Annotated in this window: 19 protein-coding genes, 1 pseudogene and 1 riboswitch; of the genes and pseudogenes, 12 read left to right on the forward strand and 8 right to left on the reverse strand. The window is 61.2% G+C overall.

Annotated elements, in window-relative coordinates:
• Positions 1 to 161 precede the first annotated feature (161 nt).
• Positions 162 to 458 (reverse strand): co-chaperone GroES, encoded by a 297-nt coding sequence (gene groES / locus NKI54_RS22765; protein ID WP_006203049.1) that lies wholly within the window; start codon positions 456 to 458, stop codon positions 162 to 164.
• A gap of 217 nt (positions 459 to 675) precedes the next feature.
• On the opposite strand from groES, the gene NKI54_RS22770 reads away from it, so the two are divergent.
• Entirely contained in the window at positions 676 to 1611 is a 936-nt protein-coding gene (locus NKI54_RS22770; RefSeq protein ID WP_352636553.1) for a bifunctional helix-turn-helix transcriptional regulator/GNAT family N-acetyltransferase, read from the forward strand.
• 40 nt (positions 1612 to 1651) lie between these two features.
• Here NKI54_RS22770 and NKI54_RS22775 read toward each other — a convergent pair whose 3' ends face one another.
• Positions 1652 to 3040 (reverse strand): FAD-binding oxidoreductase, encoded by a 1389-nt coding sequence (locus NKI54_RS22775; protein ID WP_352636554.1) that lies wholly within the window; start codon positions 3038 to 3040, stop codon positions 1652 to 1654.
• Between the two features lie 140 nt (positions 3041 to 3180).
• Between NKI54_RS22775 and NKI54_RS22780 the strand changes: the two genes are divergently transcribed.
• Entirely contained in the window at positions 3181 to 4089 is a 909-nt protein-coding gene (locus tag NKI54_RS22780) for a LysR substrate-binding domain-containing protein (RefSeq protein ID WP_352517858.1), read from the forward strand.
• Positions 4090 to 4168: 79 nt separating this feature from the next.
• Here the strand turns inward: NKI54_RS22780 and NKI54_RS22785 are convergent.
• Positions 4169 to 4286 (reverse strand): annotated as a pseudogene (locus NKI54_RS22785) (AraC family transcriptional regulator); the annotation flags it as partial.
• Between the two features lie 135 nt (positions 4287 to 4421).
• Positions 4422 to 4625, forward strand: a riboswitch (cobalamin riboswitch).
• 92 nt (positions 4626 to 4717) lie between these two features.
• On the opposite strand from NKI54_RS22785, the gene NKI54_RS22790 reads away from it, so the two are divergent.
• From NKI54_RS22790 to NKI54_RS22820, 7 genes are all read left to right on the forward strand, one after another.
• On the forward strand, positions 4718 to 5536 hold the full coding sequence (locus tag NKI54_RS22790; protein WP_502897392.1) for an ABC transporter ATP-binding protein: 819 nt from the start codon (positions 4718 to 4720) through the stop codon (positions 5534 to 5536).
• On the forward strand, positions 5533 to 6480 hold the full coding sequence (locus tag NKI54_RS22795) for an ABC transporter substrate-binding protein (RefSeq protein ID WP_352636555.1): 948 nt from the start codon (positions 5533 to 5535) through the stop codon (positions 6478 to 6480). Before NKI54_RS22790 ends, NKI54_RS22795 begins: the two co-directional genes overlap by 4 nt.
• A 29-nt stretch (positions 6481 to 6509) precedes the next feature.
• Positions 6510 to 7511, forward strand: coding sequence for a FecCD family ABC transporter permease (locus NKI54_RS22800; RefSeq protein WP_352624298.1), 1002 nt, complete (start codon positions 6510 to 6512; stop codon positions 7509 to 7511).
• An 81-nt stretch (positions 7512 to 7592) separates the two neighbouring features.
• Entirely contained in the window at positions 7593 to 8072 is a 480-nt protein-coding gene (locus NKI54_RS22805; RefSeq protein WP_352517870.1) for a MarR family winged helix-turn-helix transcriptional regulator, read from the forward strand.
• Positions 8069 to 9247 carry an HlyD family secretion protein gene (locus NKI54_RS22810; protein WP_352517859.1) on the forward strand — a complete coding sequence of 393 codons (1179 nt, stop codon included), beginning with the start codon at positions 8069 to 8071 and terminating at the stop codon, positions 9245 to 9247. Before NKI54_RS22805 ends, NKI54_RS22810 begins: the two co-directional genes overlap by 4 nt.
• Before the next feature lie 303 nt (positions 9248 to 9550).
• On the forward strand, positions 9551 to 11086 hold the full coding sequence (locus NKI54_RS22815; RefSeq protein ID WP_352636556.1) for a DHA2 family efflux MFS transporter permease subunit: 1536 nt from the start codon (positions 9551 to 9553) through the stop codon (positions 11084 to 11086).
• Between the two features lie 173 nt (positions 11087 to 11259).
• Entirely contained in the window at positions 11260 to 13947 is a 2688-nt protein-coding gene (locus NKI54_RS22820) for an EAL domain-containing protein (protein ID WP_352636557.1), read from the forward strand.
• A 43-nt stretch (positions 13948 to 13990) separates the two neighbouring features.
• Here NKI54_RS22820 and NKI54_RS22825 read toward each other — a convergent pair whose 3' ends face one another.
• Positions 13991 to 14509: a CAP domain-containing protein gene (locus NKI54_RS22825; protein WP_352636558.1), complete on the reverse strand. Its 519-nt coding sequence runs from the start codon at positions 14507 to 14509 to the stop codon at positions 13991 to 13993.
• A 235-nt stretch (positions 14510 to 14744) separates the two neighbouring features.
• Positions 14745 to 15200, reverse strand: coding sequence for a MarR family winged helix-turn-helix transcriptional regulator (locus NKI54_RS22830; protein WP_352592996.1), 456 nt, complete (start codon positions 15198 to 15200; stop codon positions 14745 to 14747).
• Positions 15201 to 15262: 62 nt separating this feature from the next.
• On the opposite strand from NKI54_RS22830, the gene NKI54_RS22835 reads away from it, so the two are divergent.
• A complete protein-coding gene (locus NKI54_RS22835; RefSeq protein WP_352636559.1) occupies positions 15263 to 15712 on the forward strand; it encodes an SgcJ/EcaC family oxidoreductase in 450 nt (149 codons plus the stop codon).
• A 276-nt stretch (positions 15713 to 15988) separates the two neighbouring features.
• Here NKI54_RS22835 and NKI54_RS22840 read toward each other — a convergent pair whose 3' ends face one another.
• The gene (locus tag NKI54_RS22840; RefSeq protein ID WP_023674333.1) at positions 15989 to 16354 is read right to left on the reverse strand and encodes a winged helix-turn-helix transcriptional regulator; all 366 of its coding nucleotides are present in this window, start codon (positions 16352 to 16354) and stop codon (positions 15989 to 15991) included.
• Between the two features lie 107 nt (positions 16355 to 16461).
• On the opposite strand from NKI54_RS22840, the gene NKI54_RS22845 reads away from it, so the two are divergent.
• Positions 16462 to 17166, forward strand: coding sequence for a glutathione S-transferase family protein (locus tag NKI54_RS22845; RefSeq protein WP_023674334.1), 705 nt, complete (start codon positions 16462 to 16464; stop codon positions 17164 to 17166).
• A 143-nt stretch (positions 17167 to 17309) separates the two neighbouring features.
• On the forward strand, positions 17310 to 18134 hold the full coding sequence (locus NKI54_RS22850) for a DUF2189 domain-containing protein (RefSeq protein WP_023674335.1): 825 nt from the start codon (positions 17310 to 17312) through the stop codon (positions 18132 to 18134).
• 6 nt (positions 18135 to 18140) lie between these two features.
• Here the strand turns inward: NKI54_RS22850 and NKI54_RS22855 are convergent, their stop codons facing one another.
• The gene (locus tag NKI54_RS22855; RefSeq protein WP_023674336.1) at positions 18141 to 18773 is read right to left on the reverse strand and encodes a LysE family translocator; all 633 of its coding nucleotides are present in this window, start codon (positions 18771 to 18773) and stop codon (positions 18141 to 18143) included.
• Between the two features lie 119 nt (positions 18774 to 18892).
• Positions 18893 to 20848 (reverse strand): pilus assembly protein, encoded by a 1956-nt coding sequence (locus NKI54_RS22860; RefSeq protein WP_023674337.1) that lies wholly within the window; start codon positions 20846 to 20848, stop codon positions 18893 to 18895.
• Positions 20849 to 20929 lie beyond the last annotated feature (81 nt).

Here is a 20929-nt window from a genome sequence, read left to right on the forward strand (position 1 = left end):
GGGGCCGAGCGTGACCTTCACCGCGTCGGCGAGGATGTTGACGCCGCGCAGCATGCGCTCACGAGCGTCGCGGGAGAATTTTACGTCTTTGGCAGCCATTTTTAGCTCCTGGCAGGGGCTTGGATTGAGCCCGAAGATTTAAACGAGGGTGAGGCCGATATTCAGCCGATGATGCCCATAATGTCGGATTCCTTCATGATCAGAAGGTCTTCGCCATTGAGCTTGACTTCGGTGCCCGACCACTTGCCGAACAGGATGCGGTCGCCGGCCTTGACGTCCAGCGGGACGAGCTTGCCGGCTTCGTCGCGGGCGCCGGAACCGACGGCGATGATCTCGCCTTCCTGCGGCTTTTCCTTAGCCGTATCGGGGATGATGATCCCGCCCGCGGTCTTGGATTCGGATTCGACCCGACGAACGACCACGCGGTCATGAAGCGGGCGGAACTTCGACTTTGCCATTTTTTATTCCTCGATGAGAATGGTGAGAACAGTTCCTCCGTCCGGCGGCGCCGGACATGTGGTTAGCACTCATCTTGGGGGAGTGCTAACGTGGCGCTGAAATAGGCTGGCAGCTCGTGCGAGTCAAGGCGCCCGCTGGGCATAATCAGGACAATTGCTTCAAACGGATACTTGACCAAGTCAACTAAATCGCTGATCTTGCCGGGAGGAGGATGCCATGACCATTCATCATCACCCAGGCAAGGAGCGGATCGACGCGGTGCGAGCCTTCAACCGCTTCTACACCCGCCAGATCGGGCTGCTCGACGAAGGGCTGCTGAAAAGCACCTTCTCGCTGACCGAGGCGCGGGTGCTCTATGAGCTGGCGCATCGCGATGGCCTGACCGCCACCGACCTTGCGCGCGATCTCGGCCTCGATGCCGGTTATCTCAGCCGGCTGCTGAAGAAGTTCGAGGAGCGTGATCTGGTCGAGCGCGCCACGATCGAGGCGGATGCGCGGCGCTCGTCGATCGCGCTGACCAAGGCCGGGCGGCAGGCCTTCGCGCCGCTGAACCAGGGTTCGCACGACCAGGTCGGGGCTTTGCTCGAACGGCTTTCGGTTGCCGAACAGGACAGGCTGGTCAAGGCCATGCAGACGGTGCAGCGTTTGCTGGGCGGAAGCGCCGAGCCCAAAATTCCCTATATGCTGCGGCCTCTGCAAGTCGGCGACATCGGCTGGATCATTCATCGCCAGGGCCTGCTCTACGCGCAGGAATATGGCTGGGACGAAACCTATGAAGCGCTGGTCGCCGAAATCCTCGGTGCCTTCGTCAAATCCTTCGATCCGAAATGGGAACGCAGCTGGATCGCCGAGCGGGAAGGCGAGGTCGTCGGCTCCGTCTTCGTCGTGCGCCAGTCGGACGCGGTGGCGAAGTTGCGCCTGCTCTATGTCGAGCCTTCGGCGCGCGGCCTCGGGATCGGCAAGCGGCTGGTCGAGGAATGTGTCGGCTTTTGCCGCGCCAGGGGTTACAGGACACTGACGCTGTGGACCAACGGCGTGCTCGCCGCCGCTCGCCACATCTATGAGGCTGCGGGCTTTAAATTGACCAACGAGGAGCGCCACCATTCCTTTGGCAAGGATCTGGTCGGCCAGAACTGGAATTTGGAGCTGTAGCAGCGCCGCAGAATTTCGAGCATCGGCCTGGGGCGGTCGCTCAGGCCGCAGGCTTAATGTTTTGGTTCAAGCGAAAGAAATTGGTGGGATCATACTTGTTCTTTAGTGCGGCCAACCTCGGATAATTCTCGCCGTAAGCCGCCAGAACCCGATCAGTGCCCTCTTCGCCGAGATTATTCGCATAGACGCCGCCGGTCGAGAACGGTCTCATTGCATCCCACAGGTCGCGCGCCCATCGGATGTGCGTTTCGTCGTCAGACGGATTGTCCCAAATCGATATCGGGAAGCAATCGTAAAGTGCATCTCTGTTGGCGTAGGGCGTTCCGTCCATCGGTACTCGCGAGATGGCGCCGCCAACCTGCTGCAGGACTAGAAGCGATTCGCTGGGTGCAGTCATGTAAGCCGCAAGCATGGTATCGATCGCCTGATCTGTGATTTCGCGCATGAACTGCGCCTTCCAGTAGTAGCGCCGCCCGCGCGGAAAGAGGCTGTCCCCGGCCGATTGGATTTGAAGATAGGGGACAGGAGCAACCCGGCGCTCAACTGGCGTGCCATACTCTCTCAGAGGTTGAATGATTTGCTGGCCTTCGTCGAGTGGGCCGATGTAGCACGCCGATATGCTGAAGAAGCGTTCGCCCGAGGGCGCCGTCACAAGTGCTGCATCCAGGCTCAGCTCATCCGTGGCGCCGCTCGAGAACGCACGATAGAACCGCATCGCTTCGCGTGCCTCTTCGTAGCGGTATAACATCGATCCCGCGATGAGAAGCGGACCCACTGGATGGAGCTTGTATTCGAAGGTGGTGACTATTCCGAAATTGCCGCCGCCGCCCCGAATGCCCCAGAACAAATCTGCATTTTCGGCCGCGTTTGCCGTGAGCAACCGGCCGTCCGCCGTCACGATTTCGACAGCGACAAGGTTGTCGCAGCTCAGTCCATGTTTGCGGCCAAGCTTGCCGAACCCGCCGCCGAGTGTCAGTCCGGCTATGCCGGTATCCGCGTTGACACCCATGGTCGTCGCAAGACCATGGACCTGTGTGGCTGCGTCGAACTCGCCCAGGTTCAGGCCGGCCTCTGCGCGCGCAACACGGCGGATCGGGTCGACTTCGATCCGCTTCATGCGTGACACATCGATCACCAAGCCGCCGTCGCATACCGAACTGCCAGCGACGTTATGACCACCGCCGCGGACGGCGACGAGGAAGCCTTGCGATCGGGCGAAGTTGACGGCCGTGACGACATCGCTGGATTCGGCGCAATAGAAAACAGCCGCCGGCCTCTTATCGACCATGCCATTCCAAACTCTGCGCGCCTGGTCATAGCCAGGGTCGTCCGGAAGGATCAGATCGCCGCTAATCGCCTGCCTGAGCCGGGCGATATCTGGCGCCTGCAACGTCGGCTCGGAACCGTCTATAAGCTTGAACATGCTCATCGAGGGATACCCTTCGTGATTCAGCACGGTTGGACAGGCCGCTGTCGTTCACCGGATCACAATGATCTCATGCGGCGCCATTCGCTGCAAAATCGAATATCTCAGTCGCTGGATGAGCTAAATTCATCTAAACTGCCTGGATGAGAAAACTTCCGCCGCTCGGGTCGCTTCGCGCCTTCGAAGCCGCTGCCAGGCTGATGAGCTTCAGGAAGGCCGCGACGGAACTCGGCGTGACGCCAACGGCCATCAGCCACCAGATTCGATTGCTGGAGGAGGTCTGTGGGCAACTGCTGTTCCGGCGGCGCCCACGACCGCTCGTGCTCACAGGCGTGGGCGAACGGCTATTCCCGGTAATTTGCAGCGGCTTCGACGCTTTCGCTGCGGCAATAGCATCAGCCTCGGCCGGAGTTGGCCAACGCCCGTTGCGCGTGACGAGCCCAAATGCATTTGCCAGCCGATGGCTGGTTCCGCGCCTGTCGAAGTGGCGCGAACAGCATCCGAACATTCCACTGGAGATCATCGGGACAGACGCCGTTCTGGACCTGCGAGCCGGTGACGCCGACGTCGCGATCCGCTATGCGCGCAGGATGCCGCGGGATGTTCCCGCGCAGGAAATTTTTCGGGACGCATTCTTTCCGGTATGCAGCCCGGAGTTGTTCGCAGGAGGCGACCGACAGATCGAGCGCGCCGCCGATCTGCTGCAATACCCGCTCATCCATTTCAATTGGACGAACCGCGACCCGGAAGCGCCGACTTGGCAACGATGGCTGGCGATCGCACGCTCGATCGATCCCAGCATCCCCAATGCCAACCAGGCATGGGACCTAAGCTTCCGCGAAGAGCTGCACGCGATTGACGCGGTAGCGGCAGGCCAAGGTATCGCTATCTGCAGCGATGTGGTCGTCAGTGGCGAACTCGAGGCTGGCAGGCTAGTCAAGGCACATGATCTCTGTCTGCCAGGCTATGGCTTTTACCTTGCCTGCGTAGCCAATCACCCCCGACAAGCGCATATCGAAGCGTTTTCCGCCTGGATGAGATCGATAGTCTGAGCATCTGAACGCCGATCTTCTGCATGCTCGTCACAAGCGGTAGCAGCGCTTCCTGCGCTTCGGGGTCGCCTGCCGCGCCTCACACTTTGACCGGTATCCAAATTTCCAGCCTTGCCGCTACAGGGATCGAATTCCGGCGCATCGGCGACCTCGCGCCCAGATGCCGGCAGCCATTTGTCCCAAATCGTGTTGGGGGTTGACAGAAGCAGACAACGTCCTCTAGGTACGTAATGTTATTACATTACGAGGTATGCATGACTCCTTCTGACAAGACCCTTGCTCCAGCGGCTGTCCGAACTCCGAAAATTTATTGCGCTGTGAGTGGCGGAAAATTAGGGTGGCTGAGTGATGGTCCCCGAGTCGAAAGGCAAGGGGTGAAAAGGGAACACGGTGAGGTCTTCGGATCGAGGCCGTGGCTGCCCCCGCAACTGTAAGCGGTTAGCAAGATCCGAAGTGCCACTGGCCGGCAAGGCTGGGAAGGCAGGATGGCGCAAAGACCCGCGAGCCAGGAGACCTGCCATCAGCATGAGTTGACCGGACGGGGTGTGCCGGGAGGAGACGTGGACATCGGTCTTGTCGGCCGGTCCGTCCAGCTTCCTTCCGTCGCCATTGAGAAAGTGACGGTAAGTTGGACGCCTCCCAGCCTCTTCTTGAAGCGCGCGAACTGAGTGCGACGGCAAATGGCCAGCGCCTGGTCAGTGCGGTGAGCCTTTCGCTAGCGGCGGGCGACCGCCTCGCCATCATCGGCCCTAACGGCGCCGGCAAGACGACGCTGCTGCGCATGCTCTGCGGTACGCTGCGGCCAAGCGCAGGAGACGTGAGATTCTCCGGACGCCGGCTGGAGAGATTTTCGGCCGCCGAGCGGGCGCTGCACATGGCGGTCGTCGGCCAGACCGATCAGCCCGACCCGCGGCTTGCCGTGATCGACTATGTCGAGCTTGGGCGCGTCCCCCATGCGGGCTTGCGACGAAGGAGCGAGCAACGCGACATCGTCATCGAAGCGCTTCGCAGAACCGGCCTGATGCCGCTGCTCGGCCGCACAATCGGCTCGCTATCCGGTGGCGAGCGGCAACGCGCCCAGCTGGCGCGCGCCATCGCCCAGGAGCCCAAAATCCTGTTCCTCGATGAACCGACCAATCATCTCGATCCGCGCGCCCGCAGCGACCTTCTCGAACTCGTATCGCAGTTTGGCATGACCGTGGTGGCGGTGCTTCATGATCTGTCGCTGGTCACGCCATTTGCCACCAGGGTCGCGGTGATGAACGAGGCCCGCCTGCAGGCACTCGCCGGTCCGCACGAGGCGCTGACCAAGCAATTGATCCGCGAGACTTTCGGCGTCGACATGCTTCGGCTGCGCCATCCCACCGAGGACCGCGAACTTACGATCTTCGACGTTCCTAACCGTGCCTCTTCCCATCCTGATCTGACCAAGGAGCAACATTCGTGAAACGCCTCGTATTGTCTTTTGCCCCCCTACTGCTTGCCCAGGCCGCCTTCGCTTTTCCCGTGACCGTTGACAGCTGCGGCACGCCGCTGACGTTCGAAGCCGCGCCGAAGCGCGCCGTTATCCAAGATCTGAACATGGCGGAGATGGCCTTCGCGCTGGGGCTGCAACCGTCGATCGTCGGCCTGACGGGCATCACCGGATGGTACAAGGTCGGTCCGGAATTCAAGGCTGAGCAGGGCGCGATCCCGGAACTCGCGCCGAAATACCCGACGCTCGAAAACCTCGTCGCCGTCGAGCCCGATTTCTTCTTCGCCGGCTGGTATTACGGCATGAAACCAGGTGGCGAGGTGACGCCCGATACGCTGGCGCCGTACGGCATCAAGACGCTTGTGCTGACGGAAAGCTGCGTCCATCTCGACAAGAACCGCCCCGCGGCCTCGATGGACCTGCTCTATGGTGATGTCGAAAAGCTGGGCAAGATTTTTGGCAAGGAGGCCCAGGCGGGAAAGCTTGTGTCGGACTGGAAGGCACAACTTGCCGATATCACGGCAAAGATCGGCGACCGCAAGGGAACGCGCGTGTTTCTTTACGACTCCGGCGAAGACAAACCTTTCACATCAGGCAAGTTCGCGATCCCCAGCGCCATGATCGCTGCTGCCGGCGGCGACAACATCATGGCCGACATGGCGACGAGTTGGGGCAATACGGATTGGGAGACGGTGGCGGCCCGCAATCCGCAATTCCTTATCCTGCTCGACTACCAGGACGGCGGCGGCTACAGGAAACTGCTCGATTTCCTCAAAGCCCATCCGGCGATGAAGGAGACTGATGCGGTCAAAAATGAACGCTTCGTCGCGCTGCGCTATGCCGAACTGACACCTGGGCCTGCCAACATCGAGGCGATCGGCAAGATCGCCAGGGCGATGCACCCGGAAGCTTTCTGAGCTTGCGCCAGAGAGCGTTCGAATTGGCCATGACAGCAGGAGCAGCAGCAATTGCCGCTCTTGCTTTGTTGTCGATTGCCTATGGATCGACGGTCATCGCGCTGAGCGACGTGATTGCTGCGCTCGGACATGCGGCCGGGCTGGACGGAGATATCGTGTCCGGTCCGGCCGGCAAGATCCCGATTGCCAAGATCGTTGTCGATCTCAGGCTGCCGCGCACGATTATGGCCATCTGTGTCGGCGCCGGGCTGGGCGTCATCGGCGCGCTGCTGCAGACGGTAACGCGCAACGACCTCGCCGATCCGTTCCTGTTCGGCCTGTCGTCCGGAGCGGCGGCCGGCGCGGTTTCCGTCATCACCATTTTTGGCGACCATTTCGGCATCTGGACGTTGCCGGTCGCGGCCTTCACGGGCGGCGTATTAGCCGCCGGCATCGTGCTGTTGCTGGTTTCGCGGGTGAGGGGGCAAGGCCCCGAACGGCTGATCCTCGCCGGGCTTGCTGTCTCCTTCATGTTCACCGCCTTGACCAACTATCTCGTCTTTGCCGGAGACCAGCGCGCCGCTCACTCGGTGTTGTTCTGGACGATGGGCGGGCTCGGGCTCGCGCGTTGGGACAATGTCGGGCTGGCTGCTCTGGGCGCAGGCACCATCCTTGTCTATGGACTTTGGAACCATCGTCGGCTCGACGCTTTCCTGGCCGGCGAGAATGCCGCCGAAAGCCTCGGTGTGCCGGTTGCGCGGATGCGCAGGATGACATTTCTCGTCGCCGCTTTCTCGACAGCAATCCTTGTCTCGGTAGCAGGCGTCATAGGTTTCGTTGGCCTGATGATCCCGCATTTGTCCAGGACCCTTGCCGGCCCGCTACACCTTCGCCTGATCGCAACCTGCGCTATCTTCGGAGCGGTGCTGTTGCTGGCAAGCGATCTTCTCGCGCGCACGCTGCTGCCGCCGCAGGAACTGCCGATCGGCATCATCACCAGTTCGTTCGGTGCTTTCTTCGTGGTCACGATGCTCATTCGCAATCGCTCATGATGTGACTGCCATGCACACTTGCCGGCTTCTGGCACAATCCGGCTCCTTGAATTATGAGCACGCTTATTATATATGTCGCTCATGGTTTCCGACGGCATCGACAGATTGGGCTTTTTGATCCACGACGTGCAGCGCCTGATGCGCAAGCGCTTCGAGGCGCGCGCCAGTGGTTTCGGCCTTTCTTCGGCGCAATGGCGGCTTCTGGTACGTGTCGCCAAGGAGGCGGGTGTCGCGCAGGCGCGGCTTGCCGAGCTTCTCGAAATCGAGCCGATCAGCGTCTCGCGTCTTGTCGATCGCATGGAGGAGGGCGGCTGGATCGAGCGCCGTCCCGACGCAACCGACAGGCGAGTGCGCATGATTTTCCCGACCGCCAAGGCCAACGCGGCCTACACCCACGTCAAGAGCCTTGCCGGCGAGGTTTATGAGGAATCGCTCGTTGGCGTTTCGCCGGAAGATCGCCACGTCCTGGTCAGGGCGCTGGAGACAATGGTGCAGAATCTTGCAGATGGTGAGACGCCGCCCTCGGAAAAAGTGAAGAATACGGAAGGCGCAGCAGCATGAACGCGGTAGCCAAACTAGATGAGAATGCGGCCAAGCTGGAGATGGAAGCTCCCGCGAAGCCGGCGGCAGCTCCGGTAACGGTCGCTCCGCAGATAGCTCCGGCGCCGGTGGCGCCGAAGAAGAAGCGCCGTGCCGGCCGCTTCCTTTTGATGTTTGTGCTGCCCGCTGCGTTGATCGCCGGCGGCAGCTATGTCTGGGTGACCGGCGGCCGCTATCAGGAGACCGAGAACGCCAATCTGCAGCAGGCCAAGGTGTCGATAGCCGCCGATACGGCGGGCCGCATCGTTCAGGTCGACATTTTCGACAACCAGTCTGTCAAGCAGGGCGACGTGTTGTTCGCTATCGATCCCGAGCCCTACCGGATCGCATTGGCCCAGGCCGACGCGGCGGTGGCTGGCGCACGGCTCAATGTCGAGCAGCTGCGTGCGGCCTACAGCCAGGCGCTGGCGCAGGAGAAGTCCGACGAAAGCCAGGTCCAGTACGCGCAGTCGCAATATGACCGCGCCGCCGACCTTGCCCGCAAGGGCATCAACGCCAAGTCGTCTCTGGACGAAGCCAAGAACGACCTCGACAAGGCGAAGCAGCAGCTGGCCGTGGCCCAGCAAGGGATCGCCAGCGCCAAGGCGGCACTTGGCGGCAATCCCGACATCGAGACCGACAAGCATCCAACGGTAATGGCGGCGCTCGCCGCACGCGACAAGGCGGCCTACGATCTGGTCCAGACCACGGTCAAGGCACCTGCCGACGGCATCATCAGCCAGGCCGCTTCGTTCAAGGTCGGCCAGTATGTCGGTTCGGGCACGCCGCTGTTTTCGCTGGTCGAGACCGGCGACACCTGGGTCGACGCCAATTTCAAGGAAACCCAGCTCACCAACATGAAGCCGGGCCAGAAGGCCGAAATCGTGGTCGATACCTATCCGGGCAAGACGTTCGAAGCCACCGTCAAGGCGATCGGCGCCGGCACCGGGGCCGAGTTCTCGCTGCTGCCCGCGCAGAACGCCACCGGCAACTGGGTCAAGGTCACGCAGCGCATTCCGGTCCGCCTGGAATTGGCCGATGCCGACGCCAAGACGGCGCTGCGCACCGGCATGAGCGCGACGGTCACGGTGGACACCGGCGTTTCCCGCGGGCTGCCGAGCATTTTCGGCCGCGCCACGGCAGGCGAGGCCAGGTAAAGAGGCCTGGTAGCGGCCGCATAGCAAACAGCGAGATGGATGCAGGATTGGTCCGAGGGAGGCGCAGGAAAAGTTGAATGCGTGGACGGGCTGCGCTGTAGCCTGCCTGAGCAGACAACGCCGCGCAGGATCTTCGGTCCTCAGGTTTCCGGGCGGCAGGCGCCCGCTTGTCGAGACGCTCAGTCGATGTAACCCCCACATCGATGCTCGCGTCCCACCGCGATGAGGGTCTCTCTACAGCGAGGGCCTCGCCGTCCGGAAACCTAATGTACACGTTTTGTTACCTGCTGGAAGTTTTAGCTCATGAGCAGCCCAGAACCCTTTCGCGAAGTACCGCACCGCGGCCTGATCACAGTTGCGCTCATGCTTGCGACGATCATGCAGGCGCTCGACACGACGATCGCCAACGTTGCGCTGCCGACCATGACCGGCGATCTCGGCGCCTCGCCCGACAACATCAACTGGGTGCTGACCTCCTACATCGTTGCCGCGGCGATCATGACGCCGGTGACCGGCTGGCTTGCCGACCGCTTCGGCCGCAAGGAGCTGTTCCTGACGGCCGTGGTCGGTTTCACCGTCTTCTCAATGCTGTGCGGCATCGCCTGGAGCCTTGAGACCATCGTTTTGTTCCGGCTCATGCAAGGCGTGTTCGGCGCGGCCATCGTGCCGCTGTCGCAGACCTTCCTGCTCGACATCAACCCCAGGGAACGCCACGGCCAGGCCATGGCCATCTGGGGCGCCGGCATCATGCTGGGACCAATCCTTGGCCCGACGCTGGGTGGCTGGCTGACCGAGAATTTCAACTGGCGCTGGGTGTTCTTCATCAACCTGCCGGTCGGCATCATCGCCTTCCTTGGCATGGCCGCATATCTTCCCAGCGTCGCCCGTCGCGTGCGCAGCTTCGATTTCTTCGGCTTCACCATGCTCTCGCTCGGTGTCGGCGCGCTGCAGCTGATGCTCGATCGCGGCGGCGAGGTCGACTGGTTTTCCTCGATCGAGATATGGATCGAGCTTGGTCTTTCCATCACCGGTTTCTGGGTATTCACCATCCACACGTTGACGGCGGAGCACCCCTTTATCGACCCGAAGATCTTCCTCGATCGCAATTTCGTCACCGGGCTCGCGTTCATCTTTGTCATGGGCGTGCTCATCCTGGCGAGCATGTCGCTGCTGCCGCCAATGCTGTCGACCATCTTCGGTTATCCGACCCTCACCATAGGCATCGTCTTGGGCCCGCGCGGTGTCGGCACGATGATCGCGATGCTGTTCGTCGGGCGGATCATGCACAGGATCGATGCCAGGATCCTCGTCGTCATCGGCTTCCTGCTGACCGCGCAATCGCTCTACACGATGTCGAGCTTTTCGCCGCAGATGGACAACTGGCTTATCCTCAGCTCCGGCGTCATCCAGGGCCTTGGAATGGGAATGGTGTTCGTGCCGCTGTCCACCGTGGCTTTCGCCACGCTCGACGCACGCTTCCGCACCGATGCAACGGCGCTGTTCAGCCTGGTGCGCAATCTTGGCTCGTCGATCGGCGTATCGGTGGTGACGGTTCTGCTGGTACGCAACACGCAGATCAATCACGCCGAGCTCTCGGCCTATATCAATCCGTTCAATCCCAACCTCTGGGCGGCATCGCCGGCAGCGGCGGGCGGCGATCCGACGGCGCTGTCGCTGATGGATAGCATGGTCAATATCCAGGCGATGATGATCTCCTACGTCAATGACTTCAAGCTGCTGATGATGATGACACTGCTTGCTGTCCCCTTTGTTTTCCTGCTGCGCAAGCCAAAGGCTGCGCCGCCCGCCGGTGGGGCGCCTGCCGCGCATATGGACTAAGTCTCACGGCTCCGGCACCGCGACCGGCTCACGGCTTCCGTTGCCTGTGCCGGTAGCGTCGGCGTTGAGCCAGGTTCACCTGCCATTAGTATATCCGGACCAATATGCAGTCGCTTTTGGGTTGAAGGCGAGCCTCCTTAGCTTGCCTCAAGCATCAGCGGGAGGAATTGTGTTTGGCCACGAAGTCATCCAGGCAAACCGCCGACGCGCCCGAATCCGCAAATTTGACGACGCTGGCACAACTGGCGACTGCCTCATATGAGGCCCTCGAGCGCGAGCTGCGCGCCACGATTGCGGCACTTCAGGACCAGGCACTGCGGTTCCAGACCGCGATAGAGAACATCTCGCAAGGCATCTGTTTCTTTGATGCCGATGAACGGCTGATCCTGTGCAATCGACGCTATGCGGAAATCTATCGCCTTGCACCGGAGCAATTGCAGCCGGGTGCGGCGCTGCGCGAAATCGTCGAGCGGCGCGTCGCTGTCGGAACCTCGGCAATGAATGCGGACGCTTATCTGGCGTTGGCCCGGGCAGTCAATTCGGGCACGGCTTCGGGGAACTGGACAGCCGAGCTCGCCGATGGCCGGACAATTCAGGTCTGCCATCAGCCGATGCCTGACGGCGGCTGGGTGGCCACGCATGAGGACATCAGCGAGCTCAGCGCCAACCGCTTGGTCGTCGACGAGCGTATCTCCTTGCAGACGCTGATCGACCTGGTGCCTGACTACATGTGGGTGAAGGACACCGAAAGCCGCTTCGTCGTCGCCAACCGAGCCATCGCGTCCGACAGCGGTCGAGACAGCACGAGCGACATGATCGGTCTGAGTGACTTCGATCTTCACGCGCCGGATCTTGCGCAGAAATTTCGCCTCATCGAGCAGCAACTGATGCGCGACGGAAAACCGATGATCGACCAGGAGGAGTTCGTCGTCGATGCGTCAGGCACCGGCAAATGGTTCCTGTCTACGAAACTGCCGTTGCGCAACGTTCAGAACAACATTTTCGGCCTCGTCGGCATTGCCCGCGACATCACTGCGCGCAAGCAGGCCGAAATCCTTCGCGACGGGCAGGCGCATATCCTCGAGATGATCGCAAAGAGCGCTCCCCTCGAAGACGTGCTCGAGCGGCTCATGCGTCTGGTCGAGTCCCAACTGGCGGGGATATTCGGTTCGGTCTTGCTGCTCGACAAGGATGGCAGCCACTTGCGCCACGCCGCCGCGCCGAGCCTGGCGAGAGACTACACCGACGCCGTCGACGGCGCCGCGGTAGGCCCAAGGGCAGGGTCTTGCGGTACCGCAGTCTATCGGCGCGAGCCGGTGATTGTCGCTGACATCATGCAGGATCCGCTTTGGCAGGACTATCGCGAACTCGCGCGGCCACACGGTTTGCGTTCATGCTGGTCGACGCCGATCCTGTCGCATCAGGGCGCCGTGCTCGGCGTTTTTGCGATGTATTCTATGACGGTGCGCGAACCGACCGAGGCCGAGACTCGCCTCATCGATTTCACCACGCGCATCGCCGGAATCGCCATCGAACGCAAACAGGCCGAAGACCGGATCCACTTCATGGCCAATCATGACGTGCTGACCGGGCTTCCCAATCGCGCCTTGTTGGAGGACCGGCTTTCACAGGCGGTCTTGTACGCCCAGCGATACGATCGCTGGGTGACAGTGGTGTTCATCGATCTGGACAATTTCAAATTCGTCAACGACACGCTCGGCCACAATGCCGGCGACGAGCTCCTGAAGATCGTCGCAAGTCGCATGGTCGACTGCGTCCGGGCGACCGATACCGTCGTGCGACTTGGCGGCGACGAATTCGTCGTCGTGCTTTTCGACCAGCCGGCGAACGTCGATCTCGTTTCCGAGACCTTGCAAAAGCTCAGGGCTGCACTCGCCGAGCCGGTTCAGCTCGGAGCGCATCTTGTGCGGGCGACGGCCAGTATCGGCATTGCCAACTATCCCAAGGATGGAACGGATCCCGATACGCTGCTGGCAAATGCCGATGCGGCCATGTATCGCGCCAAGGAGTTCGGCCGCGATAATTTCCAGTTTTACGCTCCGGAGTTCAACACCAGGGCGCATGAAAAATTCGTGCTTCAGGAAGAGTTGCGAAACGCCTTGGCGCGTTCGGAATTCACGCTGCTCTACCAACCGCAGGTGGACCTTCGGTCAGGTCGGGTTTTTGCGGTCGAGGCGCTGATACGCTGGAACCACCCAACGCTTGGCACGGTAATGCCGACGATGTTCATCCCGACCGCCGAGGAGACAGGTCTGATCGTACCGATCGGCGACTGGGTTCTGCATGAGGCGTGCCGGCAGAACAAAGCCTGGCAAGACGCAGGACTGCCGCCCTTGACCGTTTGCGTGAATGTGTCGGCGCGGCAATTCAGGGAGCGCAACCTGATCGATCGCATCGTCAGCGCGCTGAAGGACAGCGGCCTGGAGGCCAGGTATCTCGAGCTGGAGGTGACCGAGAGCCTTATCATGCAGGATATCGAGCTGGCGGTCGCCACCATGAACGCCCTGCAAAGCCTGGGTGTCCAGATCTCGATCGATGATTTCGGCACCGGCTATTCCAGCCTCAGCGCACTCAAGACCTTTCCCGTGGCGCGGCTGAAGATCGACAAGTCCTTCATCAAGGATCTCGCCGCCGACGAGAACGATCAGGCTGTGGCCAGCGCGGTGATTTCATTGGGGCAAAATCTCAACCTGAGGGTCATCGCCGAGGGCGTTGAGACAGATGATCAGGTGGCTTTCCTGCGCAGGAACAATTGCGACGAAATGCAGGGCTATCATTTCAGCAGGCCGGTTTGTGCGCAGGACATCGAGGAATTGCTCGGCGGCGGCCGCAAAAACTGACGGATCGGTCGCCAGCAGGCTTCCGCCGACCAAATGGCGGAAATTATCTGCCGAGCACAAGGCACCAATAGCGAAGCGTGCTGTCGCGGCCGTCGCGCACATAGGCGAGGCCGAAGCGGGTGAAGCGCGGGTCGAGCATGTTGCGGCGGTGGCCTGGCGAATGCACCCAGATATCAAACAGCTTCTGCTGGTCGAAGCGGCCTTCGGCGATGTTTTCGGCGGCAGCGCCGGCAATGCCATTGTCTTTGACGCGCGAGGCAAAGTCCTTGCCCCAGCCGGTGGTGTGGTTCATTCGGCCGCCGCGCGCCATATAGCCGGCCTGCTGCAGCGCCGCCTGCTCGAGCGGCGCATCGGGGACAAGCGGCCCGAGACCCGCCGAAGCACGGATGCCGGCCAGCGTGCCGGCGGCGGAAGCAGAGACACCGGCGCTTTCGCCGGTAGGCAGCACGGCGGTTGCGCATCCGGTGAGCCCGGCAAGGGCGCCAAGGCCGGCAGCTCTGAGCAGCACGCGCCTGCTTAGGCTTGGTTGGGCCTCATAATTTTCGATTTTCGTAACGGTCATGCCGGCCTGACATAACCGCGATCATGGCTTTTGCCGGGCAGGGCGGTGAAAATGCGTGATGAATGGTTTCGACGCGATGGCACTGTGTCAGATTGATTTCACCGCTCAATCGAAACAGGCTTGCTCGGATGGCAGCATTCGCCCAGGCGGCTGTTCGGGCTCGACACTCCCAGGGACTCGATACCCAGTCAGGCATTCACGGACAGAGAGCTTCTTTTGCCCTACCTTTGCGGCTTCACGAGCGCTGGCGAGGTATCCTCGGTTGCAAATTTTCGCTGGGGGATATCGCTTGCAATGACGACCGGAGCGATTCGTACGCCTGAGCACCAAGCAGCCTTCGGTATTGGTCTTCGAGACGCTGATTGAAATCGTGGACGGTCCGGATCACCGCAAGCGCCTCGTCAGTTGCAACGATTAATTTGGCCCGTCGGTCGTTCGGATCATGTGAACGCCGAACATAACCGAGGCGCTCCAGTTCATCGATCAACTCACCCATCGATGCTTTGCCAATGCCCGCACGCTCTGCGAGGACGCTGGGTCGGGTTCCTTCCGCGTCGATGTTGGCGAATACAGCGCCGTGTTTGGGCTTGATTGCCGAATGGCCGCTCTCCCGGAGCACCTGGACCAAAGCGCTCGCCGACGATTGATAAGCATAGAGAAGCAGAGACTGCGTGTATGGCTGATTATCCATCTTTCCAAACTTATATGGTGCCCATATAGTATGGCAACCGAACTATATGACAGGAGATCAGCATGGCTACCGGCAACATCCGAACTGAAGGGGTGGAAAGTGTCGCGCACAGGCTGATCGAAGCTTGGAATCGTCACGATGCTCGCGCCTTTGCCGCCGTATTCGCGGCAGATGCCGAGTTTACAAACGTCTTCGGTATGCAGGCGACTGGACGTGACAAGATCGAGCAGTTCCATGCCCCAATTTTTGAGAAGATGTTCAAGCACAGCCATCTATCCGCCGAAAGCGTGCGGAACAGGCTTGTTCGCCCTGACGTTGCCACGCTCGACCTGCGGTGGTCCATGACTGGCGCGCTCGATCCGATGGGAAACGAATGGCCGCGTCGGCGCGGATTAATCAGCGTAGTGGCGACGCGGGATCATGATGAATGGTTGATTACAACGATGCACAATATGGAACTTGGGGACGATCAAATGGCAAAGTCTCAGGAGAAACTTCAAGAGGATAAGTAGGCTCTTCATTCACGTCAGAATCGAAAGCGACAGCCATCCAGCATAGTCAAGCCGATCTGATCGGGCAATGAGATCGAACGGCGGGTCAGGTGATCGGGATTGGCGAGCTATGCTACAGGAGTTGGTGCTGGATGGCCCGTGCCTTGTCCGGTTTGGCCGACCACAATGGCGCGCCTCATAGCCGGTCGCCTTGGTCTTGCGGGATCTAATGTATGAACGGCTTGGAGCGCTGGGCTCTCGCCGGCAGTTCTTGGCGGCGCGGTGATCGCCGGTCGGCTATTCCGCCGCCACGAGTTTGGTTTCCGGCGTCGATGTAGCCCGGCTGGCCCGATCGTCCTCGGTATCTTCCCACCAATCGCCCAGGGCGTCGATGAGCGGCACAAGCTTGAGACCGGGCTCCGTCAGGTCGTAATCCACGTGTAGCGGATAGCCGGCATGCGCTGTTCGCCGCACAATCCCGGCTTCCTCCAGCTTGCGTAGTTCGAGCGCCAGGATGCGGTGCGACACTGTCGGATTGTCACGCCTCAGGTCGCTGAAGCGCTTGGTACCGTCCTTGAGATAATAGAGCAGCAAGGTGGGCCAGCGACCGCTGAGCACACGCATGGTCTCCTCGATCGGGCAGCGTGAGACGACATCTTTCATGGCGGGACCTGGTTACAGAATAGTGCGTAATTTACATGGGGCGACCAGCGTTTAGGGTCAAGTTTCGCTGCGCAGCGTGACCCCTAAATCATGGAAGAGACAAAGAAATGGAACCTATTCTCCTTTACGGCTTCCCGCTGGGAAGTTCGATGGGGCTTGTCGCTGCTTTTGAACGCCTCGAACAACGCTACCGCCTGTGTCGTGTCGACATGCTCGCTGAGATGAAGAACGACGCCTATGCCAGTATCAACGGCCGCCAGGAAACGCCGGTGTTGATCACCGACGAAGGCAGGGTGCTCACCGAGACCATGGCGATTGCCGCCTGGCTCGAAGCTCGCGATACGCAACGTCGTATCAGCTTTGAGTCTCGCTCGCCGGAAGCCGACCGGATGCACCAGCTGATGGCTTTCGTGAACACCGGTTTCACCGCCGCTTTCACCCCGCTCTGGGCTGCTTATGAAATGGAGCCGGCCGAACCGGTGCTGCTGGCGACCTTGCGTGACTTTGGCCGCAAGGTCGTTACCAACCGCCATGACCAGCTCGAGGCGATGATCCTCGACACGGATTTCCTGGTCGGCGACCGGCTGACGCTTGCCGATACCACGCTGATCGGCGTGGCGCGCTGGGCGGAGTTCCACCAGGCGGTCGACGGCGCCGCTTATCCCAGGGTGGCGGCGCTACGTCGCCGCATCGAAGCCGATCCGGCCGTGCGATACGCGCTCGCTGTCGAGGCTGGCGAAAAGCCCGCCGGGTCAGGCGCTTGCCTCGGTCACGTGCCGCTGGCCGAGGTGATCGATCGCTTCGCGGCCTAATCCGTTCGTTCAGCCGCCCGGCGCCCCGGCGCCGGGCGGTGGCGACAAGCACGCCGAGATCCGCTATCTTACGGGCGTTCTTGAAGTGGCAGCTGCGGGCGGCCATCCTGGCGGTGACCGCCCCGACACACGGGAGAAAGGTTATGGCCGGCTTTCATGTCATGGCGGACGCACGTGGAATGCATGTACAGCCCACGGTGCGCCGCATCAGCACCGAGGATCTGATAGATGCGCTCCGTCTCGGCGTAGAGGATTTCTGGGCCAAGCCGTCGCATTATGTGTTCCTGTGCCTGATCTATCCGGTGGTCGGCCTGATCCTGACGCAGTGGACCTCGGGCTCGAACGCCATCCAACTCATCTATCCGCTGATGTCCGGCTTCGCATTGGTCGGTCCGTTCGCCGCTATCGGCCTTTACGAAATCAGCCGCCGGCGCGAGTTCGGCATGGATACATCCTGGTGGCATGCGCTCGACGTGCGCCACTCCCCGGCGCTGCCCGCGATTGCAGTCATCGGTATCACGCTGGTGGTACTGTTCCTGCTCTGGCTGTTCACCGCGCAATCGATCTACACCAGCCTGTACGGCAATCAGCCTCCGGCCTCTATCGTCGGCTTTATTCGCGAAGTGCTGACGACCAGCAAGGGCTGGACGCTGATCCTGCTCGGCAACCTGGCCGGGTTCGCCTTCGCCGCGATCGTGCTGGCGACGACTGTCGTCGCCTTTCCGCTGCTGCTCGACCGCGACGTCGGCGCGGTCTCGGCAGTCGAGACGTCGGCGCGCGCAGTTATGACAAACCCGCTGCAGATGGCGCTGTGGGGCCTGATGGTCGCCGTGCTCCTGGTCATCGGCTCGATCCCGCTATTTGCCGGGCTTGCCGTCGTCATGCCCATCCTTGGCCACGCGACCTGGCATCTCTACCGCAGGGTGGTCGAACCGGAGCGGGCAGAGCAGGTCAGGCGGCCGATGTAGGACCGATCAGCGTTGCGCGTCGGTTGCCATCTTGACGGCCAGCGCGGTCAGCACCGTGCCCATCATCCAGCGCTGGATCACCAGCCATAGCGGCCGCCCGGCGAGGAAGATGGCGATCGAGCCGGCCGTCACCGCGATGATGGCGTTGACGGTCAGGCTGATCGCGACCTGCGTGGCACCGAGCACCAGAAGCTGCGACAGCACGTGGCCCTTGCCGGGGCTGATGAATTGCGGCAGCAGCGACAGATAGAGCACTGCCACCTTCGGGTTGAGCAGGTTGGTCATCAGGCCCATGGCGAACAGCTTGCGCGGCCTGTCTTTCGGCAGTTCGCGGATCTGGAAGGGCGAGCGCCCGCCGGGCTTCACCGCTTGCCAGGCGAGCCACAGCAAATAAAGCGCGCCGGCAAGGCGCAGCACATCATAGGCAAAGGGCACGGCGAGCAGCAGCGCGGTGATGCCGAACGCCGCCGACAGCACATAGAACAAAAAACCGAGCGCCACACCGCCCAGCGAGATCAGCCCGGCCTTCGGCCCTTGCGACAGCGAGCGCGAGATCAGATAGATCATGTTCGGGCCGGGCGTCAGCACCATGCCGAGGCAGACCAGCGCGAAGGCAAGGTGGTTGGCGGGTTCAGGCAAGAGCGCATCTCCGGGTGGGGACACTCACCACATGCTTCCATCACCCGCAAGGGCATGACGGCAGGAGCCTTTGCGCCAGCGCGCCGGGCCCCCTGCCTTAGTTGCCAATCCCATCGCCTTCAGCCGACGATGCGCAGGTTCGACAATTCGTTGGCGATTTCCTTGAAATTGTCGGACAGCGTCGCGCCGGTTGCATTCCAGAACAGCTTGGCAGGCTTGCTCGGGTCGGCCGAATCCTTGCGGAAGCGCGAATCCGACGAACACGCCTTCAGCGCATCGATTGCCTTCTTGTCGCTGGCATCTGTGGGCGACAGGTCGAGCGCCACCGTCATCACCAGAACGTTCGAATTCTTTGCATTGGCGCAGAGCGTTTTCATCTGCTCGTCGAGTGCTGCCGTGTAGTTGGCACCGGTATAGGTGGTCTTGCCGATATCGGTGCTGGTATTCATGAACAGGCGGGTTACGCTTCCAGATCCCGGATAGGTCAGCCCAGTGTAGCCGTAGGCGGCGTAGGTCGACCTGTTGTTGGCGTAGCTGCCGTCGCTGACGGCACTATAAGTATTGGCTCCGTCGGTCAGCACCACGACCACCTTGTCGTTGCCCCTCTCGCTGTTCGGCCGACCATCGGTGAACGGTGGGTTGCTCGATACAGTTCGCCAGCCCCAGGCAAGGCCCTCCGGCACGTTGGTGTTGCCGTTCGGCGCCATGGCGTCGATGGCGTCCTTGATCTCCTGCTTCTCTGCGTCCTGGCTGACGTCCTTCAACGGCGTGATCGGGTTGGTGGTGCAGGAGGAATTCGGCCCATCGCCCGCGGCTGCGGATTGCGAACCGTATGGTTTTACCAGGAAATATTTGCGCATGTCAGACTGGCGCTGGGAAGCGGTAGGACCGGCGACATAGGGCCAATCGGCCCACCAGTTGTTGCCGTAATTGTAGGACGTGCTGATGACGTCGTTGATGCCGTCACGGTTGAAATCGAGCCACAGAGTGCCAGCCTCATCCGGGGCGAACATCGGCACGAAAAGCGTGGCCGGCGCGGCTGTATCGGGCGTGGTGTCGTCGACATTGTAGGGATATGGCCGTGCTTCGACGCAACCTTGCCAGCTCGCATAGCGGCTTGTGGTGTAGATATATTCCGGTGCGCTCCAGTGGCCGTACTGGCAGGTGCCGTTCTTCTTGTATGTGTCGCAGACATATTGCTTCGAATTGGGTACCTCTTCGCGGCCCGATTCGACCGTCATGTCGGCGTAGAGGCTGAAACGCGTCAGCGGCTGGTCCTTGGTCTCGCCCCAGCCGGTGCCGCGCTTGTACCAGACGCCGTTGAGCTTCTCGGCATATTTGTCCGGATTGTTGGCGGCACTCATCGTCGTCCAGTCGAAATCCTCGTGCTGGATCGGGGAGATGCCGTCCTGATCCATCCAGCTGTCCTGGTCGTGGGTAGGGCCGACATTGACCGAGGCCGCAAACGGCACGAGAGAAAACTGCACCGGTTTGGTGATCTGCTTCATCTGCTGCGCCTGAAGCGCCAGCGTATCGACAAGCTGCTTGGCGGCCGACTTCAGCAGGTCTATTCGCTTCTCGCCGGTGCCGGAGCCGAGATCGCTCATCGAGCCGGAATTATCCAGCACAAGCGCGACTTCGAGGGTGTTCTTGAGGCGGAGTTCCGAACATTCGGTGAAGGTCGTGTCGCTTGCCGTGCCGCCGATCAGCAGGCTGGCGGCCGGTAGAAAATAGGGGTGGAAGGTGAGGCCGGCGCAGAGCTTCAAGGTGCCGCCGCCGGCATTGTTGTTGGGCAGCGTGACGGTCAGCGCTGTGTTCGCCGGGTCGATACGTGCGAGATTGGTTTCGAAAAATGTCTTGGCGTAGGCCTTGACGTCGTCGTCGCTGGCGCCGGCAACGATCTGCTGGGCGGCGGCGAGGCCGGCCGCATCAAGTGCGTTCAGCGTTTCGTGCTTTTGGCGCAGCAACTCCCCGTAATCGACACTGAGCGCCAACCCGCCCATCAGCGGTACAATGGTGATTGCGGTCATTAAGGAGTAGTTGCCACGTCTGTCGCGTCGGAAATTTCCGATCATTGCCTTCAGCATTCCCGCCCGCCCTGTTTTTTTCCGGACGATGCCACGCATTTTTAAATTTCCGATTGCTAAAATACGTTC

This window comes from Mesorhizobium sp. M0663, from assembly GCF_040320585.1.
Classification (GTDB): domain Bacteria; phylum Pseudomonadota; class Alphaproteobacteria; order Rhizobiales; family Rhizobiaceae; genus Mesorhizobium.

Bases quoted from the DNA above. Each gene is read 5' to 3' on its own strand.
- groES (WP_006203049.1), bottom strand. From the start codon at position 458: ATGGCAAAGTCGAAGTTCCGCCCGCTTCATGACCGCGTGGTCGTTCGT.
- NKI54_RS22770 (WP_352636553.1), top strand. From the start codon at position 676: ATGACCATTCATCATCACCCAGGCAAGGAGCGGATCGACGCGGTGCGA.
- NKI54_RS22775 (WP_352636554.1), bottom strand. From the start codon at position 3,040: ATGAGCATGTTCAAGCTTATAGACGGTTCCGAGCCGACGTTGCAGGCG.
- NKI54_RS22780 (WP_352517858.1), top strand. From the start codon at position 3,181: ATGAGAAAACTTCCGCCGCTCGGGTCGCTTCGCGCCTTCGAAGCCGCT.
- NKI54_RS22800 (WP_352624298.1), top strand. From the start codon at position 6,510: ATGACAGCAGGAGCAGCAGCAATTGCCGCTCTTGCTTTGTTGTCGATT.
- NKI54_RS22805 (WP_352517870.1), top strand. From the start codon at position 7,593: ATGGTTTCCGACGGCATCGACAGATTGGGCTTTTTGATCCACGACGTG.
- NKI54_RS22810 (WP_352517859.1), top strand. From the start codon at position 8,069: ATGAACGCGGTAGCCAAACTAGATGAGAATGCGGCCAAGCTGGAGATG.
- NKI54_RS22815 (WP_352636556.1), top strand. From the start codon at position 9,551: ATGAGCAGCCCAGAACCCTTTCGCGAAGTACCGCACCGCGGCCTGATC.
- NKI54_RS22825 (WP_352636558.1), bottom strand. From the start codon at position 14,509: ATGACCGTTACGAAAATCGAAAATTATGAGGCCCAACCAAGCCTAAGC.
- NKI54_RS22830 (WP_352592996.1), bottom strand. From the start codon at position 15,200: ATGGATAATCAGCCATACACGCAGTCTCTGCTTCTCTATGCTTATCAA.
- NKI54_RS22835 (WP_352636559.1), top strand. From the start codon at position 15,263: ATGGCTACCGGCAACATCCGAACTGAAGGGGTGGAAAGTGTCGCGCAC.
- NKI54_RS22840 (WP_023674333.1), bottom strand. From the start codon at position 16,354: ATGAAAGATGTCGTCTCACGCTGCCCGATCGAGGAGACCATGCGTGTG.
- NKI54_RS22845 (WP_023674334.1), top strand. From the start codon at position 16,462: ATGGAACCTATTCTCCTTTACGGCTTCCCGCTGGGAAGTTCGATGGGG.
- NKI54_RS22850 (WP_023674335.1), top strand. From the start codon at position 17,310: ATGGCCGGCTTTCATGTCATGGCGGACGCACGTGGAATGCATGTACAG.
- NKI54_RS22860 (WP_023674337.1), bottom strand. From the start codon at position 20,848: ATGATCGGAAATTTCCGACGCGACAGACGTGGCAACTACTCCTTAATG.